Source organism: Pseudomonas sp. 91RF (assembly GCF_003576265.1).
In the GTDB taxonomy this organism is placed as follows: domain Bacteria; phylum Pseudomonadota; class Gammaproteobacteria; order Pseudomonadales; family Pseudomonadaceae; genus Aquipseudomonas; species Aquipseudomonas kribbensis.
In genome coordinates, this window is sequence record NZ_QWFC01000043.1 from 145,043 (window position 1) to 161,821 (window position 16,779).

General features: G+C 61.7%; 16 protein-coding genes. 6 read left to right on the forward strand and 10 right to left on the reverse strand.

Annotation, left to right across the window (positions count from 1 at the left end):
* Position 1: 1 nt before the first annotated feature.
* Positions 2-1,843: a potassium transporter Kup gene (locus DXT77_RS22305; RefSeq protein ID WP_114882369.1), complete on the reverse strand. Its 1,842-nt coding sequence runs from the start codon at positions 1,841-1,843 to the stop codon at positions 2-4.
* Positions 1,844-2,142: 299 nt separating this feature from the next.
* Between DXT77_RS22305 and DXT77_RS22310 the strand changes: the two genes are divergently transcribed.
* Positions 2,143-3,036 (forward strand): LysR family transcriptional regulator, encoded by an 894-nt coding sequence (locus tag DXT77_RS22310; RefSeq protein ID WP_119429199.1) that lies wholly within the window; start codon positions 2,143-2,145, stop codon positions 3,034-3,036.
* Positions 3,037-3,043: 7 nt separating this feature from the next.
* Here DXT77_RS22310 and DXT77_RS22315 read toward each other — a convergent pair whose 3' ends face one another.
* The 8 genes from DXT77_RS22315 to DXT77_RS22350 all read right to left on the reverse strand — a co-directional run bounded on the left by DXT77_RS22315 (position 3,044) and on the right by DXT77_RS22350 (position 11,199).
* Positions 3,044-4,195: a carboxymuconolactone decarboxylase family protein gene (locus tag DXT77_RS22315; RefSeq protein ID WP_119429200.1), complete on the reverse strand. Its 1,152-nt coding sequence runs from the start codon at positions 4,193-4,195 to the stop codon at positions 3,044-3,046.
* A gap of 19 nt (positions 4,196-4,214) precedes the next feature.
* Positions 4,215-5,267: an alpha/beta hydrolase gene (locus DXT77_RS22320; RefSeq protein ID WP_119429201.1), complete on the reverse strand. Its 1,053-nt coding sequence runs from the start codon at positions 5,265-5,267 to the stop codon at positions 4,215-4,217.
* A 180-nt stretch (positions 5,268-5,447) separates the two neighbouring features.
* Complete coding sequence (locus tag DXT77_RS22325) at positions 5,448-6,698, reverse strand: cytosine permease (protein WP_256663008.1); 1,251 nt, start codon at positions 6,696-6,698, stop codon at positions 5,448-5,450.
* A gap of 183 nt (positions 6,699-6,881) precedes the next feature.
* Positions 6,882-7,856, reverse strand: coding sequence for a biotin-dependent carboxyltransferase family protein (locus tag DXT77_RS22330; RefSeq protein WP_119429203.1), 975 nt, complete (start codon positions 7,854-7,856; stop codon positions 6,882-6,884).
* Complete coding sequence (locus tag DXT77_RS22335; protein WP_119429204.1) at positions 7,853-8,725, reverse strand: allophanate hydrolase subunit 1; 873 nt, start codon at positions 8,723-8,725, stop codon at positions 7,853-7,855. Before DXT77_RS22335 ends, DXT77_RS22330 begins: the two co-directional genes overlap by 4 nt.
* Positions 8,722-10,095, reverse strand: a complete 1,374-nt coding sequence (locus DXT77_RS22340) for an acetyl-CoA carboxylase biotin carboxylase subunit (RefSeq protein WP_119429205.1) — start codon at positions 10,093-10,095, stop codon at positions 8,722-8,724. Before DXT77_RS22340 ends, DXT77_RS22335 begins: the two co-directional genes overlap by 4 nt.
* A gap of 10 nt (positions 10,096-10,105) precedes the next feature.
* The gene (locus tag DXT77_RS22345) at positions 10,106-10,351 is read right to left on the reverse strand and encodes an acetyl-CoA carboxylase (protein ID WP_085708515.1); all 246 of its coding nucleotides are present in this window, start codon (positions 10,349-10,351) and stop codon (positions 10,106-10,108) included.
* A gap of 89 nt (positions 10,352-10,440) precedes the next feature.
* A complete protein-coding gene (locus tag DXT77_RS22350; protein WP_119429206.1) occupies positions 10,441-11,199 on the reverse strand; it encodes a 5-oxoprolinase subunit PxpA in 759 nt (252 codons plus the stop codon).
* 124 nt (positions 11,200-11,323) lie between these two features.
* Between DXT77_RS22350 and DXT77_RS22355 the strand changes: the two genes are divergently transcribed.
* The 5 genes from DXT77_RS22355 (at position 11,324) to DXT77_RS22375 (ending at position 15,872) form a co-directional block, all read left to right on the forward strand.
* A complete protein-coding gene (locus DXT77_RS22355) occupies positions 11,324-12,241 on the forward strand; it encodes a LysR family transcriptional regulator (protein WP_119429207.1) in 918 nt (305 codons plus the stop codon).
* A 98-nt stretch (positions 12,242-12,339) separates the two neighbouring features.
* Positions 12,340-13,389, forward strand: a complete 1,050-nt coding sequence (locus tag DXT77_RS22360; RefSeq protein WP_119429208.1) for an NAD(P)-dependent alcohol dehydrogenase — start codon at positions 12,340-12,342, stop codon at positions 13,387-13,389.
* 236 nt (positions 13,390-13,625) lie between these two features.
* Positions 13,626-14,141: a GNAT family N-acetyltransferase gene (locus DXT77_RS22365; protein ID WP_119429209.1), complete on the forward strand. Its 516-nt coding sequence runs from the start codon at positions 13,626-13,628 to the stop codon at positions 14,139-14,141.
* 38 nt (positions 14,142-14,179) lie between these two features.
* Complete coding sequence (locus tag DXT77_RS22370) at positions 14,180-15,214, forward strand: GSCFA domain-containing protein (protein ID WP_119429210.1); 1,035 nt, start codon at positions 14,180-14,182, stop codon at positions 15,212-15,214.
* Entirely contained in the window at positions 15,183-15,872 is a 690-nt protein-coding gene (locus tag DXT77_RS22375) for a hypothetical protein (RefSeq protein WP_119429211.1), read from the forward strand. The genes DXT77_RS22370 and DXT77_RS22375 overlap by 32 nt, the downstream gene beginning before the upstream one ends.
* 34 nt (positions 15,873-15,906) lie before the next feature.
* Here DXT77_RS22375 and DXT77_RS22380 read toward each other — a convergent pair whose 3' ends face one another.
* Positions 15,907-16,776, reverse strand: a complete 870-nt coding sequence (locus DXT77_RS22380; protein ID WP_119429212.1) for a TauD/TfdA family dioxygenase — start codon at positions 16,774-16,776, stop codon at positions 15,907-15,909.
* Positions 16,777-16,779: the final 3 nt, after the last annotated feature.

The window sequence follows — 16,779 nt, forward strand, 5'->3', positions numbered from 1 at the left end:
CCTACATTTCGACCTGCGTCCCCAGCTCGATCACCCGGTTCAACGGCAACTTGAAGTACTTCAGGTTGCTGTTGGCATTCTTGAGCAAAAACGCGAACAGGTACTCGCGCCACTTGGCCATGCCGATGCGTTTGGTCGGGATCACCGTTTCACGACTGAGGAAGTACGTGGTGCGCATCGGGCTGAAATCCAGTTCGGCCAGGTGGCAAAGGCTCAGCGCCATTGGCACATCCGGTTCCTCGGTAAAACCGAAATGCAGGTTGACCCGGAAGAAGCCGTCGCCGTAGGACTCGACTTCAAAGCGACGATCCACCGGCACTCGCGGGCTGTCTTCGGATACCACTGTCAACAGCACCACCTGCTCATGCAGCACCTGGTTATGCAACAGGTTGTGCAGCAGCGCGTGGGGAACCGCGTCGGCCCGCGCCGTCAGGAACACCGCCGTGCCCTGCACGCGATGAGGTGGCTGCGCACGAATGCTGCTGATGAACAACGGCAGCGGCAACGCGGTTTCATCCAGTCGCTCGACGATGATCTTGCGTCCGCGCTTCCAGGTGGTCATCAGGATGAACAGACCGATGCCGGCGATTACCGGGAATGCACCGCCCTGCAGGATCTTCGGTGCGTTGGCCGCGAAGTACAGACTGTCCACCAACAGAAAACCGAACAGCATCGGGATCGCCAGCCAACGCGGCGTCTTCCACAGCAACAACACCACGGCGGCGGACAGCAGCGTGGTAATCAACATGGTGCCCGTCACCGCCACGCCATATGCGGCAGCCAGGGCGCTGGAGGATTCGAAACCGATCACCAGCAACACCACGCCGACCATCAACGCCCAGTTGACCGTGCCGATGTAGATCTGGCCCTGCTCCTGGCTCGAGGTGTGCTGGATGAACATGCGCGGGACGTAGCCCAGCTGGATGGCCTGGCGCGTCAGGGAGAACGCACCGGAAATCACCGCTTGCGAAGCAATGATCGTCGCCAGCGTCGACAGCGCGACCATCGGCAGCAGCGCCCATTCGGGAGCCAGCAGATAGAACGGGTTACGCACCGCTTCCGGGTTGCCGAGGATCAACGCGCCCTGACCAAAGTAATTCAGGACCAGACCGGGCAGGACCAGCATGAACCAGGCACGGGCAATCGGTTTGCGGCCGAAATGGCCCATGTCGGCGTACAACGCTTCCGCACCGGTCAGCGACAGGACGACCGCGCCCAGAATCGCCACGCCCATGCCCGGATGGGCCGTAAAGAAGCGCACCGCCCAGATCGGGTTCAGTGCCTGCAACACCTCGGGGCGCTGCACAATGCCGTAGACCCCGAGCGCGCCCAACACCACGAACCACAGCACCATGACCGGGCCGAACAGAATGCCGATCCGCGCCGTGCCGTGTTTCTGGATCAGAAACAGCGCCACCAGCACCACCACCGACAGCGGCACCACCCAGTGCTCGATGCCGTCGAACGCCAGCTCCAGCCCTTCTACCGCCGAGAGCACCGAGATCGCCGGAGTGATCATGCTGTCGCCGTAGAACAGCGCCGCACCGAACAGACCGAGCAACACCAGCACCTTGCTCAAGTGCGGGTAAGGCGCCGACGCACGACGGGCCAACGCCGTCAGCGCCATGATGCCGCCCTCACCCTGGTTGTTGGCCCGCAGGATGAACAGCACGTACTTGATCGAGACCACCCAGATCAGCGACCAGAAAACCAGCGACAGAATGCCCAGCACACCGTCGTGATTGAGCTGCACGCCGTAGTGGCCGGAAAACACTTCTTTGAGGGTGTAGAGGGGGCTGGTGCCGATATCCCCGTAAACCACGCCGACAGCGGCCACCAGCATGGCTGCGCCCGAGGTCTTGGTTGGGGAATTTTCGTTGGTTTTACTCAAGGGTCGCGGCTCTCGAACGGCGGGAAGTAGTGGCATGCCATCCTTGGGCAATACGCGAACCGGGGCCTTCAGGAATACAAGGCTCAGGTGCGGTCAAAAAAACGCGGCCAGTATCGATGCGAACCCAATCCTCCACCGTAAAGAATGCGTAAAAAATCCACCTGACCCCAGCTGTGACGCAGGTTTTTAGAGTCGGCCGATTGTTATGGCTGATGGCATAATCGCCAGCAGTTCATAACAGGGGCGCATCAATGTCAGTTGAAAGCTACGACCTGCTCGCGATCTTTTCGGCGGTGGCGCAAGAGCGCAGCTTCACCCGTGCGGCGGCGAAACTGGGCATGTCGCAACCGGCCCTGAGCCGGGCGATGCGTCAACTGGAAGAACGCCTTGGCGTGCGCTTGCTCGCGCGCACCACCCGCAGTGTTTCCCCGACCCAGGCCGGCGAGCATCTGTTGCGCGTGATCGCGCCGCGGTTCGAGGAGATCGATCACGAACTGGCCTTGCTCAGCGAGTTTCGCGACAAACCCGCCGGCAAACTGCGCATCACCGCCGGCGAGCATTCGGCGATCACTATTCTGCAACCCGCCCTCGCCCGGCTGATGCCCGACAACCCCGACCTGAATGTCGAGATCATCGTCGACTACGGCCTGACCGATATCGTCGCCGAAGGCTTCGACGCCGGCGTGCGGCTGGGCGAACAGGTAGCCAAGGACATGATCGCCATGCGCATAGGCCCGGACATGCGCATGGCGGTGGTCGGCTCCCCGGCCTACTTCGCCCGCCACCGCAAACCGCTGATTCCACCCGACCTCATGGAACACAACTGCATCACCCTGCGCATGCCGACCCATGGCAGCCTGCTGCTCTGGGAATTCGAGAAGGACGGACAAACCCTGAATGTGCGAGTCGAAGGGCAACTGGTGTTCAACAACATTGCCATGCGCCTGCAGTCCGTGCTCCAGGGGCTGGGGCTGGCGTACATGCCGGAAGACCTGGTGCAGGAGCATGTCGCGCAGGGCCGGTTGATCCGGGTGCTCGCCGACTGGTGCGAGCCGTTTTCCGGCTATCACCTCTACTACCCCAGTCGGCGCCAGAGTTCACCCGCCTTCACCCTGTTGCGCGATGCGCTGCGCTACGGCGGATGATGTTTGCTCAGGGTTGGGCCAGGTGTTTTTCCAGTGCTTCGCTGGCGCGCCCCGCCGCTTCGACTTCTCCGTGCCGGGTCAACACCTGCGTCAACTGACGCAATTGCGCAGCGCTCAAGCCCACCCGCAGGCTGGCCGCGACATGCGAACGTAACTGCGATTCGGCGCCGGGCGTAGCCGCCAGGGCTGAAACCGTGGCCAGTTCACGGCTTTGCCAGTCCAGGTTGTCGCGTTCGAAGATGTCGCCGAACAGGTGCGTCTGCAAAAACTGGTTGATGACCGGCGCGAAGTCGAACAACGGGCCCTGAACCGGCGCCCCGGCAATACGGGTCTGATTGGCCTTGCCCACAGCCAGCAAGGCGTCGCCTGTCGCCACGGCGTGACCGGGTTCGCGCCCCGGCTCATCGTGAATGCTCCGTTGCTTGCGCGCCTCGACCACTTTCATCAATTCGCCCAGCGCATTGAGGCTGCGTGGAAAACCGGCGTAGGCATACAACTGCACCAGGATTTCCTTTGCCTCGCTGACGGTCAGCCCGGCATCCAATCCTTCGTTCAAAGCGCTGTTGAGACGCGGCATGTTGCTGCTGGCCATGGCCGCGCCAATCGGCACGATTGCCTGCTGTCTCGCGGACAGCACATCGGAGACGGCGGCTTCTATTGGTGCTGTTGGTGGCACTGGCCGGTCTTCAGCGACTTTCTCCAGCCACTCCACATTCTTGCCGTTCACCGAGCCGGTCACCGCCAGGTGGGTCATGGTGCTGTTGGGCGCGGCGCCGTGCCAATGCTTCACGCCCGGCGGGCAGACGATCACATCGCCGGGGTGAATCTCCTGCACAGGCTTGCCCCATTCCTGGGTTTGCCCGACACCGGAAATCACCACCAATCGTTGACCGGCAGGATGGGTGTGCCAGGCCGAACGAGCGCCCGACTCGAACGTCACGTAAGCGCCGGACGCATTGATTTCGCCCGTGTCGTTGAACAGTGGATCGACGCGCACCCGACCGGAGAAATAATCTTCGGGCCCCACAAATGAGGCCTGAGAACCCGCACGACGGATCTGCTGCGCGCTCGACGGCTCACTGCCGCCGCCCGCGACTTCGGCAGCGCTGGCAAAAGGGGTGGCCGCGCACATGGCGAGACCCAACAAGGTTTTGTTCATGGCGATGGCTTCCTTCGAATCAGAGGGTTCGGGCGTAGAACGCCGTCAGCTGTTGCATGGCGACATCGACGTAGGCCGGCACCCAATAGGTTTCGATGTGGGTGGCGCCGTCGATCTTGAACAGCGTCTTGTCCTGGGTCCCGGTGGCCTTGGCGAAGGCTTGCTCCGACATGTACAGGCTGTCGGCCTTGCTGCCGGCGATCATCAGCAACGGCTTGTCGATCAGTTCGATCTGGTCCGTCGCGTCGAAACTCATCAGGTCCAGCAGGCTGCTGAGGGTGTAACGGAAAGTCGAGTTGGGATGCGCGTGAGTCTTGCCGTAATACTCGAAACCCTGGCGGTACAGGTCGAACGGCAACTTGGCGATCTGCTCATCGGTCAGTTTGGCATCACCGATGTATTGGATTTCCCCGCCAGCGGCTTCCTGGGCGCGGGCGGCCGAGGCTTGCTGCAAGCGCTGCTGGATGGTGTCGAGTTGCGAATCCTGATACCCGTTGCGGCGCACCAGCCCGGAATTGAACATGCTCACCGTGGCAATCGAGCGGAAGCGCTTGTCGGTCTGCGCAGCCTTCAACGAATAGCCGCCACCGCCGCAGATGCCGAGCAAGCCGAGATGGGCGGTGTCGACGCCCGGGTAGCTGGCGATGAAGTCGGCCATGCCATGAATGTCTTCGACTCGGTTGGCCGGTTTGTCGATGTTGCGCGGCTCACCACCGCTCGCGCCCTGATAGGCCGCGTCCGCCGTGATGGTGATATAGCCCTGGTCGGCCAGACGCTGAGCATAAAGACCGGCAACCTGCTCTTTCACCCCACCATTGGGGTGCGCGACGACAACGGCGGGATAGTGCCGGGCCGGATCGTAGTTCGCGGGGGTGTAGACGTTGGCGGAAATGGCCAGGCCATTGAGCGTGTAGGTCACCGGGTGAATGTTGACCTTGCCCGGTTCGTTACGGGTGATCGCGCCACCGTAGGTCAAGGTGAACGGGTTCTGCCGGTAATCCGCCGCCTCGACTTCAGCGCCCGACATTCCGATCATCGCGGCCAGCACGCCGGCCTTCATCGTGGTTCGCATCGTTTGCACCCTCCTTTCCATCAATACGGTATGGAGATGCAAACTACCCTTCGACGATTGATTGATAAACGGCACTAATTGGATAGCACTGATATCAGAATCACATAAGTCCGACGTTCGGCTTCCTGATCATGCACTCGCGACGCTGGCCCGCCGTCGAGCGGGCCAACGCCGATCCTCTTAACTTGCCCTCTGCCCTACCCACTGATGGCGATAAGCAAGCCCGGCCTGCAAGCCGAACGCGAGCGCCACCGTCGACGGCGCAGAAAAACTGCCGGAAACACCGCCCGTCCACATCAGCAACAACCCCAGTGCCGTGGCAGCGAACCACGCCATCAGGCCGACCGGGTTGAACGCCGGGCTGCGTTCAAGTGCACCCTCGTCATTGCTGCCATAGACAATCTGCGCCAGTGCCACACCGACCCAGGCGACCACAAAAATGCCCTGATACGCCAATGCCTTGAGCAAGTAGGAAAACACGTCAGCGAGCATCAAGCCGTACACGATTACCCCGACCACCACTGCCCACAGCAGGTACGAACCGCGTATGCCGAAACGACCAAAGAATGCCTGCATGTTGAGGGTCGCCAGGTAGTAGTTGGCGGTGTTGATCCGGGTTTGCGTGGCCCAGACGAACAGCAGGCCCCACAGCCCCATCAACTGCAGAATGGCCATCACCACAGAGACTTCGTTCAGCGCGCCTTCATGGGGAATACTGCTGACCAGATAGATGCCTGCCGCGCCGTTGAGCAGAAACGTCACGGCATAGAACGGCATGCCGAAGTTCCAGCGTCCATGATACTGAGCGTCCTGCGGCTTGCCGAAACGGGCGTAGTCGAAGGTGAACAGCATCAGGATCCAGACGCCCATGTAGGCCACATAGCAATCCCACCAGCCGAAGGTCGCGGGGGTTGCCGGGCCGAAATCGAGCCATTGCGGCTGGTAACCATAACGGCTGATCGACAGCCCGACCGCCACCAGCAAACCGCCCAGGTACACCGGCAACAACACGCCGTTGAGCTTGTCCAGCCAGTGCTGCACGCTACCCAGAATCATCGGCACGCTGTACAGCACCACCAGCAGGGCAGCCAGTGGATAGACCAGTTCCGGGTACAGGTGATTGAGCGCCACGGCGATCACCGATCCTTCGAACACGGCATAGTAAATCGCCGTCGAAAAGAAAATCAGCGTGGCCAGGCATGCCCCGGCCCGGCCGAACAACACGCTTGAAAACAACGCGACCGACCATCCGCTGCGCATGGCGAAACGGCTGAGAACGCTGTTGACCAGCCCATAACTGATCACCGACAGCACCATCCCGATCAGCGCATTGCGTGCACCGAAAGACAAGGCCAGCGAAGCGCCGACCACGATGTAGAACATGGCGCTGCACACGGCCCACCAGGCCATGGTCAGAGACAGTCGGCCCATGCGGGCCTCGGTGGAAACGGGATGATGGGCCGGATCTTGCCCGGTTTGACTCGATTGCGATAAAGCAGCCATATGCGTGTACTCCAGAACCAGTCAAAGGTTGAAGCGCGGGCAGCCTTCACCGCACCGAAGTGCGGCGTTGGCCTGGCGTTTGGCAGGGCCCGCGCGGTGCGGCGGGCAGAGTCAGGAAGGGAAAAGCTTGCTCAGGCAGCTGAGTTTTTTCTTGTAGGAACGCCGTGCGTCCAGGGCCTCGTCGAGGCTGACCGCTACAAAGCGAGCCTTCTGGTTGGGCTGCATCTGGCCGATCAGATCCAGGTCGGCACTGATGACGGTGCCTATCATGGCGTAACCGCCACCCGATACGGCATCGCGATGCAGCACGATGGGTTCGAGGCCGGCGGGTACCTGAATCGAGCCGATCGGGTAGCAGCTGTCAACGATGTTCGACGGATCGGAGCCAGCACCAAAGGGTTGCTCTCGCGGCTGGAAGTCCAGCGCGCTGCCGCCCTTGAAGCGATAGCCGATGCGGTCCGCTTCCGATCCGACGGTCCACGGCTCGGCGAAAAAGCTCTTCGCTGCCGCGTCGGTCAGGCGATCGTAATAAAGCCCCGGCACCACGCGCAGCCTGATCTCCCCACCCAGTGACTGGCGCAGCGCCATGGGCAGACTGGCACCGGCACGCCCCTTGCCGCTGGCTTTGCCCACCGGCAATTCGTCTCCGGCGATCAAGCGTCGTCCGGCAAAACCACCCAGCGCTCCGAGCGCATAAGTCGATCGACTCCCCAACACCAGCGGCACATCGATTCCGCCTGCCACCGCCAGATAAGCCCGGGCACCGGCCTTGGGAAAATCGAAACGCAGGACCTGGCCGGCCTTCACCGCGAACGCGGTGGCGTGATGCATTTCCACACCATCGAGTCGAGGCGCCATGTGCGCGCCACACACCGCGACCAGTGCGTCTTGCTGAAACGCCAGCTCAGGGCCCAGCAACGTACACTCCAGCGCGGCGCAATCCGCCGCATTGCCGACCAGATGATTGGCCGCTCTCAGCGCATATTGATCGAGCGCGCCGGACGGCGGGATGCCGAGGTGGTAGTAACCTTCGCGGCCCAGATCCTGAACCGACGTGGCGAGACCGGGTTTGAGTACCTTGATCATGCCAGCACCTCCTGCAGCGACACGGGATAACCGACCGGGTCGGCGAGAAACGCATCCAGTGAAAACTCCACCGGCCGGATCCGCAAATCGAAATGCCCGGCCTCCACCTCTGCAACGGCCTGGTCATACGCTGCACGATCCATTGGCTTGAACTGCACAATGTCACCCGGACGGAAAAACACCATGTGCTCCTTCAGGTACGCCAGCGATTGCTGCGGGTCGTAGATGGGGGCCGGTGTGACACCGAACATCTGATACCCCCCGGCGCCACGCACCGAGTAGATACAACCGAAGCAACCACCGTGACCCAGTGTCAGTTTCGGCGTGTCGGTACGTGGACGCAGGTACTTGGGCACCTGCAACTGACGTTCGCGCTCGACCATCTGGAACATGAAGGGCAAACCGGCGACGAACCCCACCATCGAGACAAACCATGGCGCCCCGCTATGAGCCGCAATGAACGCATCGACGTCCGCCAGACCATTGATGCGCGCGGCGTATTCCAGATCCGTGGCGCTCGGGTCCTGGTGCCGGTCGCGAAAACGCATCAGCGTTTCGTGGGTCCACGGATCGTTGTACAGCACCGGAATCTCAATGATCCGGGTCTGCAACGTGCGCTCGGCAACGGCTTCTGCCTCGGCGCCCTGCACCGCCTCGAGCAAGGCCAGCGGCGCAATGCGATCCGGATCGAAGCGGATCTGGAAGGATGCGTTGGCCAGACACACATCGAGTACGCCATCGAGTTTCAACCGCTCCACGGCGCGGGTGACCGCCATGCCCTTGAAAAACGCCTCGAGGGACATGCTTTCACTGACTTCGGCAAACAGATGCTCATCGGCACCAAAGCTGTAGCGGATCGGACGACTCATGCTTCACCTCCGCTGCGGCGTGCGGACAGCCAGTTTTCCAGCGTCCCGGTATGAAAGTCGGCGGTTTGCAACCACGGTTGCTGCAGCAATTCAGCGTGCAGGGACAAGGTGCTGGCCATGCCGGTCAGCAAGGTTTGCGCCACCGCTGTCCGGGCACGCGCCAGGGCTGTGGAGCGATCCGGCCCGTGCACAATGAGCTTGGCCAACAGCGAGTCATAGTACGGTGGCACCCGGTAGCCTTCATACAGGTGGGTGTCCACACGAACACCTTCGCCTTGCGGCCAGACCAACGATTCGACCAGACCGGGGCTTGGGAAAAAATCCCGGGCCGGGTCTTCGGCATTCAAGCGCATTTGCAGGGCCGCGCCATTCAGGCGGATGTCACTCTGTTTCAGGCCCAGTGGTTCACCACCGGCAATTCGCAACATCGCCTGCACCAGATCGATGCCGGTGACCCGTTCGGTGACCGGGTGCTCCACCTGGATCCGGGTGTTCATCTCGATAAAGAAGAACTCGCCGGTGACGTCGTCATACAGGTATTCCAGCGTGCCCGCCCCCTTGTAGCCGAGGGATTCGGTCAAGCGTACGGCGCTGGCACAGAGTGCCTCCCGCTGCTGCGCGTTCAGTACGGGCGACGGTGCTTCTTCAAAGATTTTCTGACGCCGACGCTGTAGCGAACACTCGCGCTCGAACAGGTGCACGGCGTTTTTCCCGTCGCCCAGAACCTGTACTTCGATGTGCCGGGCCTTGCCGATAAAGCGCTCCAGATACACCGCACCATTACCGAAAGCGGCCTGTGCCTCGCGCTGCGAACGGGGAAACTCTTCACTCAATTGCGCGGCATTTTCTGCCAGGCGAATACCCCGCCCGCCGCCACCGGCCGAGGCTTTGATCAGCAACGGGTAACCGACCGATTCCGCCGCCCGAAGCGCCGACTCGACATCAAACAGCTCACCCGGCGAACCCGGCACCACTGGAACACCTGCCGCCTGGGCAGTACGCCGCGCTTCGGCCTTGTCACCCATGCGCCGGATCGTGTCCGGGTCCGGCCCGACGAAAATCGCGCCGCTGGCAATCACGGCTTCGGCAAACCCGGCGTTCTCGGACAAAAAGCCATATCCAGGGTGAACCGCATTGGCGCCCGTCGCTTGCAGGGCACCCAGCAACGCCTCGATATTCAGGTAGCTTTTATCGGCACGGGCCGGCCCCAGTAGATGCACTTCATCGGCCAGGCGTGCGGCCTGGGAGTCGATATCGGCCTCGCTGCACGCGGCAACGGTGGGAATGCCCAGGGCCTTGGCCGCACGGATAATGCGCACGGCGATTTCGCCACGGTTGGCGACCAGCAACTTACGAATAGGTTGAGTCATGTTCACGCCCTCACTCGCTATCAAGCGTAGCGACGACCTGACCCGGCTCCACCGGATCACCGTCTTCAACCTGAAAGGCACTGAGGCGCCCCGCCGTCCCGGCGGTCAGTTCGGAAAACTGCTTCATGACTTCGATCAGGCCAATCACCGTGTCGGCGCTGACAGGATCGCCGACCTCGACGTAATTCGCCGAATCCGGCGTGGCCTTTCGATAGAAAGTCCCGGGTAACGGGGTGATGACAGAGTGTTCGGCCATGTCTGTTCCTCTTGGAATAGTTGTAGAAAGGCAGGCAAAAAATCGATGTTTGAACACCGGCGTCTGTGTGCCGGGTGTTTCGTTTTTATTCAGCGGGGGCGGCGCACCTCGATCCCGGCGGCATCGAGCGCCTTGCGGGTGGCCTCGACCAGCGCCAAAGCACCCGGCGTATCGCTGTGCAGACAGATGGAATCGAACTCGATCGCCAGATCCTCACCCTCGACGGTGCGCACCACGCCTTCCAGGCAAGCGCGCAACACACGGGCGGCGACAAACCCCGGATCGTAGGCGCGAACATTGCGGGTGAAGACGATGGAGCCGCTCAAGTCGTATTCGCGGTCTGCATAGAATTCGCGAACAACCGGTTGGCCGAGCTCTTTGGCGACACGCCAGATAACCGAATCCGGCATGCAATACAGCAACAGGTCAGGTTCCAGCCGTTGCAGGTTTTCCACCAGCAGACGCGCGGCTTCTTCGTCCCGGGCCAGATGCATGTACAGCGCGCCGTGAGGCTTGATGTGTTGCAGCGTCACGCCCTGCACCCGCGCCAGTTCGCGCAGTGCGCCCAGTTGATAAAGGATGTCGTCGACCAGTTCCTGAGCCGGTGCATTGATGTGTCGGCGCCCGAATCCCACCAGATCGCGAAACCCCGGATGCGCACCGATGCCGACCTTCAGACGCTTGGCCAGCTCGACGGTGCGACGCATGGTGCCGGGATCCCCGGCATGGAAACCGGTGGCGATGTTGGCGGAACTGATGAACGTCATCAGTTCGTCGTCGACACCATCGCCGATGGTCCACGGGCCGAAGCCTTCGCCCATGTCCGAGTTGAAATCTACTGCCTGCATAACCCTTGCTCCTGACGCTTGTGACTTCATGCAGGCCACGTTAAATTCCCGCCAACCCCTTGGGAAGATCTATTAACAGATAGGGTATCTTCTGAAAAACAGATACCTTAATTCAGGAATACCCATGTCGTTGACCTTGCGTCAGATTCGCTACTTCGTTGCCACCGCAGAGATCGGGCAGATATCCCAGGCAGCGATTCACTTGAATATTTCCCAGTCGGCGGTGACCACGGCGATCAAGGAACTGGAAGGCATGCTCGGCACGTTGCTGTTCCAGCGTTCGGCACAAGGCATGAGCCTGACGGATGCCGGTCGGCACTTCCTGAACCGTGCCTACGTGATTTTGCGCAGCGTCGACGACGCGCTGAACAGCCCGCTACCCGACATCCGCGCCAGCGGCCTGATTCGCCTGGCCGCGAGCTACACGGTGATCGGCTATTTTCTGCCGCATCATCTGCAACGGCTGGAACACTGGCACCCGGACGTCGCCATCGAAGTCCACGAGCAGGAACGGCAGGCCATCGAACAGGGTTTGCTGGAAGGAAAGTTCGATATGGCGGTGGTGCTTACCGCGAACCTCACGCACCCCGACATCGTTTCGGAAACCCTGTTCAACTCCGAACGCCGCCTGTGGCTGCCCAGCCACCATCCGCTCTGTGAGCGCTCGGCCGTCAGCCTCGCGGATGTCGCGTTGGAACCCTACATCCTGCTGACTGTGGATGAAGCGGAACAAAGTGCCATGCGCTATTGGGAAAACGCCCGCCAGCAACCCAACGTGCGGGTGCGTACCAGCTCTGTAGAAGCCGTGCGCAGCATGGTCGCCAATGGCAGCGGCGTGGCCATTCTCTCGGACCTGGTGCACCGCCCCTGGTCGCTGGAAGGCAAGCGCATCGAGACCCTGACGATCACCGACAAGGTGACCCCGATGAGCGTCGGCCTGGCCTGGCACCGCGAGCGCGAATTCAGCCCGGCGATGCAGGCCTTGCGCAATTACTTCCACGACGCGTTCCTGGCCCCGCAGCAACTTTCTGCGCGGCGCTGACGCACAGGATCAGGCAAGCATTCGATAGGAATGCACTAACGGAATGCAACTTCAGAGCGGGAAGATGACTGTCCGACAGATCCATCGAGGACGTTCCCATGCTTGTACAAGCCTACGGTGCCCACGCGGGCGACAAACCCCTTGAGCCCATCCAGATCAATCGCCGCGCCCCTGCGGCCCATGACGTCCAGATCGACATCGCCTTCTGCGGCATCTGCCATTCCGACTTGCACCAGGTCCGTTCCGAGTGGGCCGGCACCCAGTTCCCGTGCGTCCCGGGACACGAAATCGTCGGCCGCGTTTCGGCGGTCGGTGCCCATGTGTCCGAATACAAGGTCGGCGATCTGGTCGGTGTCGGTTGCATCGTCGACAGTTGCAAACACTGTGAAGACTGCGAAACCGGTCTTGAAAACTACTGCGACGGCATGATCGGCACCTACAACTTCCCGACGCCGGACGCCCCCGGCTGGACCCTCGGCGGCTACTCGCAAAACATCGTGGTGCATGAGCGTTACGTGCTGCGCATCCGCCACCCCGAAGCGCAACTGGCCGCCGTCGCACCGCTGCTGTGTGCGGGCATCACCACTTATTCGCCGCTGCGTCAGTGGAACGCCGGGCCGGGCAAGAAGATCGGTGTGGTCGGCATCGGTGGTCTGGGCCACATGGGCATCAAACTGGCCCATGCGATGGGCGCTCACGTGGTGGCGTTCACCACGTCGGAATCCAAGCGCGAAGCGGCGAAAGCACTGGGCGCCGATGAAGTGGTGGTGTCGCGCAATGCCGAAGAAATGGCCGCGCACACCAAGAGCTTCGACTTCATCCTCAACACCGTCGCCGCCCCTCACGATCTCGATGCGTTCCTGGTGCTGCTCAAGCGTGACGGCGCACTGACCCTGGTCGGCGCGCCCGCCTCGCCGCATCCATCGCCGAACGTGTTCAACCTGATCATGAAACGCCGCACCATCGCCGGCTCGATGATTGGCGGCATTCCCGAGACCCAGGAGATGCTGGATTTCTGCGCCGAGCACGGCATCGTGTCGGACATCGAACTGATTCGCGCGGATCAGATCAACGAGTCCTATGAGCGGATGCTCAAGGGCGATGTGAAGTATCGGTTCGTGATCGATAACGCGACGTTGGCGGGCTGACAGGCACCACTGGAGAGAGGCGTTACGCTTGTCCGTTCGGACACGAACGCCTTTCTCCGCACCGCCCCGCCAACCGGGACTTCCCTTCATCAACGGGCCCTCCAGTCTGCGTGCCTGTACCCATCGATGGCCGGCATTCGCCATTACCTTCAGCATCTCCCCATCCGCTCATTGATCTTTCCCCCCACACCAAGTAAAAAACCCTCTCCTTTTTCCACCCTCGCAAGGAGCAGCGGATGCTCGAGCTATCCACGGATCGACTGGACCTGCGCACGATGGTCGAATCCGACTGGCCGTTGTTTCTCAGGCTGCATTCCGAGCCGCAGACCATGCGGTACGTGTTCGGCGAAATTGCCGAGGAGCAGGTTCGCAAAGGTTTCGAGCATCGGCTCCCGGCGTGGGGACCGCAGTCGGAGCACTGGCTGTGCCTGGTGGTGACCGACAGGGCCAGCGGGCACGAACTGGGCGTGACCGGTTTTCGCATCCTGTCGCCGGGGCATGCCGAAGTGGGATGCCTGCTATTGCCGGAGCATCAGGGCAAAGGCTTTGGCACCGAGTCGCGAAAGGCGATCATCGACTACGCCGCGACCATCGGGCTGAACTCGCTGGAATCGACCGTGACCGACGGCAATGTCGCGTCCTGCAAGGTGTTGGAGAAATGCGGCTTTGTGTTCGCACGTCGTGTGCCGCAGGCCTACCAGATCGGTGATCGGTGGTTCGACGATCTGATCTACCACTATCAAATCCGCTGAGCCTTGCGCTCAACGACTCGCCAAGGAGGCCTCTCGTCGTGAATCCCTATCAATGCCTGCCACCCCGCGCTTTCTGGCGTACGGCCGTCGCCGACAAGTCCGCGCCGGACATCGGTGAACTGTGGACCCCGCAATTCGAGATCGGCAACAAGGATGCCATCGTTACCGCCGGCTCCTGTTTCGCCCAGCACATCGGCCGCGCGCTGGTGGAACGCGGCATGCACTGGCTGGACGCGGAGCCCGCCCCGGACGCGTTGCCCGAGGCCGACTGGAAAGCCCACAACTACGGGGTGTTTTCCTTTCGCACCGGCAATCTTTATACCCCGGCGATGTTGTGCCAATGGCTTGAATGGGCGCTGGGCGTGAGCGCTCCGCCGGATGAGGCCTGGGTGCATGACGGGCGTTTCTTCGATCCGTTCCGCCCCGCCGTGGAGCCTGACGGATTTGCCAGCGAGCAGGCGTTGTTCGAGTCGCGTGAGGCCACCCTCGACGCCATCCGCGAAGCACTGCGTCGGGCCAAGGTGTTTGTGTTCACCCTCGGCCTGACCGAAGCCTGGCAACATCGCGAGACCGGTCTGGTCTATCCCGTGTGCCCCGGCACCGTGCGTGGCACTTTCGATCCGCTGCTCCACCGGTTCTGCAACTTCGGTTTCATGGACACTTACGGCGACATGGTCAGGGCGCTGGAACTGATGCGTTCGATCAACCCGCAACTGCGCCTGCTGCTCACCGTTTCACCGGTGCCCCTGACGGCCACCGCCACCGGGCAACATGTGCTGAGCGCCACGACCTACTCCAAATCGGTCCTGCGCGCAGTCGCCGGGCAATTGTGTGAAGACCTGCCCGACGTCGACTATTTCCCGTCTTACGAAATCATCACCGGCACGCCGTTCAAGGGCGCGTTCTACCAGCCTAACCAGCGGGAAGTCACGCCAGAAGGCGTGGCGTTCGTGATGCAGCAATTCTTTGCCGGACTTGAAGCCGTCCAGTCGGTGCAGGCGCCGACCTCCTCCACCCGTGTGTCCAGCGAGGATCTTGTCTGTGAAGACGCCGTACTCGATTACTACGCCTAGGTTTCTGCTGCTGGGCGACTCCCATGCCGGCGTCATCGGCAAGGCGGCGCAGGCCCGTGAGATAGCTTTCGGTGGCGGCCCGCTGGGAACCGGTCGGGACTTCGCCGTCGACTTCTTCCAGTTGACCCGTCATGACGTCGTCTTTCGGGATGCGGAAATGGATCGACTGTACCGCCAGGCCCTCAACACGCTGGAAGTCCCGCAACTGGCGAAGGTCGGCGTGCCGCTGGTGAGCACAATCGGCCTGAGCCTGCACTACCTCGCCACCGCACCGAACTGGACCTGTTACCAGAATGCGCAGGGTGAGTTCGACGACGGTTTTCTCGCCGGGCCGTTGTTCGAGACGATCATCGACACCCTGTCCCGTCCCGCCCTGGCTTTCTATGAACAGGCTCTGGCGCTGAACCTCAAGGTGTTCGCCGCGCTGCCGCCGCAACGGGTGCCGGAGTTGTCCGACCCGCGCGTGTTCATGGCGGCGCAGTCATTGTTGATCGAACGTTTGCAAGGGCTTGGCGTCGAGCTGATCGACGTGCGCGAGGCGGCGAACGATGAGCAGGGTTTTCAGCGTGAGGCGTTCTGCGAAGTGGATGACCCGCTGCACGGCAATCTGGCGTTCGGTGAGTTGATCGTCGAGCAACTGATTCGTCGCGGCATTTAGAAAAAGAGGGAGCGCATGGCTCCCTCTGATGTTTTCAAGCCTTGGGCTGCGTGCCGAGAATCGTCACCCGCTCGCCATAACGCGAATGCGGGAAGTAATCCCAGATCGCGTGGTGCTGGGTGCAGCGGTTGTCCCAGAACACCAGCGTGTTCGGCGCCCAGCGAACCCGGCAGCTGAGGGACGGCTCACGGGCCACCAGGTCGAACAGCATGTTCAACAGCACCTGACTTTCGCCTCCGGACAACTGCACGATGTGCGACGTGAACCCGGAATTGACGAACAGTGACTTGCGTCCGGTTTCCGGGTGACGCACCACCACCGGGTGTTCGGTTTTTGGCAGGTTGGCCGGCGCCTCATAGCCTTTCCACGGAATCGCGCCGTCGTGAATCGCGGTCAATTCGCCGAGAAACTGCTGCATCGTTGGCGAAAGCATTTCAATCGCCAGGTGCATGTTGGCGAACAGCGTATCGCCGCCGGTGCCGATGGCCGGGGTTTCCTTGACGTACAGCATCGAACCCATGGACGGCGCCAGGTCAGCCGTGCCGTCGGTGTGCCAGGTTTCGCCAGCCACATAGCGCGATTGCGCATTGGCGCGGATTACCACCAGTTCCGGGTCATCGCCGTCGATATCCTCCACCGGCAACGCCCGCAGTTCGCCGAACAGCCGACCAAACGCCTTGTGCTCCTCGACCGTCAGATGCTGATCGCGGAACACCAGTACGTGGTTCTCCAGAAAGGCCCGGCGGATTTCCGCGAGCTGAGCGTCATCCAGCGGTTGCGAAAGATCGACGCCGCCGATTTCGGCACCGATGATCGGCGTGATCCGGTCGACCGTGATGCGCTGATACGGCGCGCGCTTTTCTGCGGCGATGCGCTCGATTGCCTTGAGTGCCAACTGATCCATGTT